The organism is Flavobacterium sp., from assembly GCF_043722275.1.
Classification (GTDB): Bacteria; Bacteroidota; Bacteroidia; order Flavobacteriales; family Flavobacteriaceae; genus Flavobacterium.
The window spans coordinates 1-3,362 of the sequence record NZ_JAYSPC010000117.1 but is presented as its reverse complement, the minus strand read 5'-3'; the positions used below and the strand labels follow the sequence as shown (position 1 = coordinate 3,362).

General features: G+C 32.9%; 3 protein-coding genes. All 3 read right to left on the bottom strand.

Annotated elements, in window-relative coordinates; translation table 11 throughout:
- Positions 1 to 947: 947 nt before the first annotated feature.
- Entirely contained in the window at positions 948 to 2,081 is a 1,134-nt protein-coding gene (locus tag ACHZDT_RS14595; RefSeq protein ID WP_394775355.1) for a hypothetical protein, read from the bottom strand.
- 2 nt (positions 2,082 to 2,083) lie between these two features.
- Positions 2,084 to 3,061, bottom strand: a complete 978-nt coding sequence (locus tag ACHZDT_RS14590) for an SPFH domain-containing protein (protein ID WP_394775354.1) — start codon at positions 3,059 to 3,061, stop codon at positions 2,084 to 2,086.
- 113 nt (positions 3,062 to 3,174) lie between these two features.
- On the bottom strand, positions 3,175 to 3,362 hold a 188-nt coding region (locus tag ACHZDT_RS14585), incomplete at its 5' end, for a hypothetical protein (protein ID WP_394775353.1).

Below are 3,362 nucleotides of genomic sequence, written 5' to 3'. Positions count from 1 at the left end.
CTGTATTGAATGCCAAAAAAGCCAACATTCATATTTATGATCTGCCAGAAACTTAACCGGGGTTTAGGAATTTGCATGAGCAATCGTTTGAATTCAAATATAACTTTTTACAAACACTATTGAAAGTCATGCTGTTAGGGATTTTTAGATAACATTATTTGCAAACGGTTGATGTGGGAAAAAATCAGCTAATCTTTTATACTATGATTAAAACCGGTAAATCCATTGCCATTCAATAACGGGTAAAACCCCAAAAAATGGTAATTCTATCGGAAGACTTGCGGCAGCGGGAGACTGAGGGATAGATTATACAATCCCGAAGGGATGCTATTATTATAGTCCTAAACATGTAATGTTGCTAAACCCCGAAGGGGTGATATATTCTTTATATCATCCCTTCGGGATTCTGATTCTCCCGTTGCTGAATTTTCTATAATAATATCAGCCTTTCAGGCTTAAAGGGTTTGGGCGTTGGCCGGCTCATAGCGACCGGGTTCGGGATTTTAGGGTTATGTTATTATGGGAGTGGGTTTCTGTGTGTTGGATGTTACGCCAATATCAGGGAAAAACTATCTTATGGTTAGATTAAACAGTTCTTTGTACGGTTTAAACAATCTCTTATTTTGTTTAAGCAAAACCTGATGCTGTTTATGCAAAATCTAATTTCGTTTAAAGTTTTTGGTATGTAGTTGCCTTGCTTCGATAGTTAGGTGGACACACAACGACGGCGTTCGGGGTTTTAGATTTATGTTTTTGTGGGAGTGGGCTTGTGTGTTATGTGGTACGCCAACATTGCAGAGAAAATTTGGCTTTAGCAAATTTGTTCAGCATTTGTTTTTCAAATTCCGGACACAGTCCGGCAAATTTAATCGGCATCAAGTCATCCTATCAGAAGAATGCGCCAGGCGGGGGAATCGCTTTACATAGGAACCTTTTGTTGGCTGCTTTCATTTATTTTTTCTATTACTAAAATAATTTACAACAAATCCTAAGATTAAACCAATAACCACATATGGTAAAAAATTTACTTCGTCATCTTTGCCACAAGTACGGACACAGCCAATAACCCCAATCAATATACTGAATAGAAACCCAAAAACGCCACCGATAATTGGGCCCAAAAATGAGCCACTTATCATGCTTTTTTTCCTTAGCCTTTCTTCAATATTAGATTGTTCAGCAATCAACTTATTTAAATCATAGTTAGTTCTTTTAGCTATAACATCGATTAGTAGTTCCCTATCATTCGAGAAGTTTATATACTTATAAAAAACATTTTTCTCTTTTTCAAAAAATCCGCTAATTCCATAGTCATTTAGATTTGCATCAATATGTAACACAAACATGTTTCTTATTATATCGCTGTTATTTTTAAAGATATTTATTGAATCATAAATTAAATATGAAGTTCCATCAGTATGTGTCCTAAGAAATTCAGTATAGGATTTAAAATTTTTCTGAATTTCTAATGAGTTTTCTGACCGATTCCACATACGATCAGCTTCATAATTTTCGGACTTTAGTTTATTTATTAAATTTTCAATGCTCGGTATATGAATATATTCCCATTGACTTTTCGGAATCTCATTTCCGATTTCTAAGTCTGCCAAAAAAGAGAAATCAAGTTTATTATTACCAATTATTTTCAGCAAAAAAAGTACTTTTTTATATGCTCTATTCGAAAAATACTCCACTATATTTGAACTTATAGTTTCAATATTATTATTATTTGTTACTGTTAAAGATTCGAGACTTTCAAATTTTTGAATCCCTTCCAAGTTAGAAATATTATTATTAGTTATTGCTAAACTATAAACATCAATCGCATTAATTTGAGCTTTTTCAAGAATATTTAATAAATTTGAAATTGAATCAATGCTTGATCTTGTCTCAACTAAAAACAATCCATCTTCACGTTTTGTATAATATATCTTTGGCGATATATTTGCTTTAGTTCCTGTTGTATTTTGGGATGTTTTAAATTTGGAGCCACAAAAATCGCAATTGTATTCATTGTGTTCAAACAGATTGTCATCAGGCGAAGCTCCACAGTTTGGACATTTTATTTCTTGAATACTCATCTTTATAGATTTTTTAGAAGCTCGTTTTTCGTATTTTCGAATTCTTCCTGTGTAATGGCGTTAATATCGAGAAGTTCCTTCAATTTTTTAATCTTTTCTAAGGAACCTTCTTTTCTACTTTTATTTTTTTCAAGACTTTCCTGAATAATTTTCGGCATTATCATACCTGCCCCAAAACCAATACCAGTTCCTAACCCTTCGGATGTTCCTGCATTATTTTCGGCACTTTTTTCAATTGCTTGCGCAACTTTGTATTTAAGAAAATCGTTTAAGTCCCCAATAATACTCATACCGGTTTTTGTGTCAATTGCTTTTTCCACATCTGGGGGGAAAGAAATAGAGCCAAAATGGAAATCTTCAAGTACTAACCCAATGTTTGTAAAATCATTTACAAGTGTATTTTTTATTTTCTCCTCAAAAAAATCAAACTTTTTAACTAGATTCAAAAATGTATCATAAAAAGTACCTAAGACAGTATTTATTTTTGAAAGTATTAGATTTTTTAAATAATCAGATATTTCAGAATCTCGGAAGTAGCCTTGTGTGCCAACAATATAGTTCAAAAATAATTTTGGATTTTCCTCATTAATTTTTATTGAATAGAAGCCAAAAGCTTTTAAGCGAATGGTGCCGTGCAAACTGTCTGATAACGTGATTGGTTGAGCAGTTCCCCATTTTAAATTTCTAAATAGCTTCATGTTTAGAAAATAGACTTCCGCCCTAAATGGCGAATCGGAGCCATAGCCTATACTTGTTACTAATTTGGTTAATACTGGAAAATTTTTTGTATTTAACACATACCTGCCTGGGTCAAAAATTTCAGTCGCTTTACCGTCTTTAAAAAAAATTGCTTTTTGACTTTCTCTAACTGTTAGTTGTGCTCCAGATTTTATTTCGGTCTTATCATTTTCAGGAACTCTTTTTACCATTGTGTTTCCAGAATTATCAAGAAACTCCAATACTTCCATTAATTGTGGCATAATTTTTTTTATTGTTTGGTAATTGATATGTAATGATGGGTCTTCATTATGATTGCAGCCAACACATAAATATACGCAACTCTTGTACTTCAAAGCATTAATTTTCAATATATTTATGTACAAGATTTTGGATAAACGAATTGGTATATTTCGCTTTGATAAAAGTTCAGTGATGCTAAAAATGTACAAGAGTGCGACGCCCCCGCAGCTAAATACGTAGTACTTAAGCCTGGCCCAAAAAACTGTCTTTCATTTTTCCTAAAAGATCGGTTTCCAGCATGCGGTGTGCAATGCGTATCAT

Excerpts from the sequence above, each read along its gene's own strand:
- ACHZDT_RS14590 (WP_394775354.1), bottom strand. The coding sequence starts at position 3,061 with ATGCCACAATTAATGGAAGTATTGGAGTTTCTTGATAATTCTGGAAAC.
- ACHZDT_RS14595 (WP_394775355.1), bottom strand. The coding sequence starts at position 2,081 with ATGAGTATTCAAGAAATAAAATGTCCAAACTGTGGAGCTTCGCCTGAT.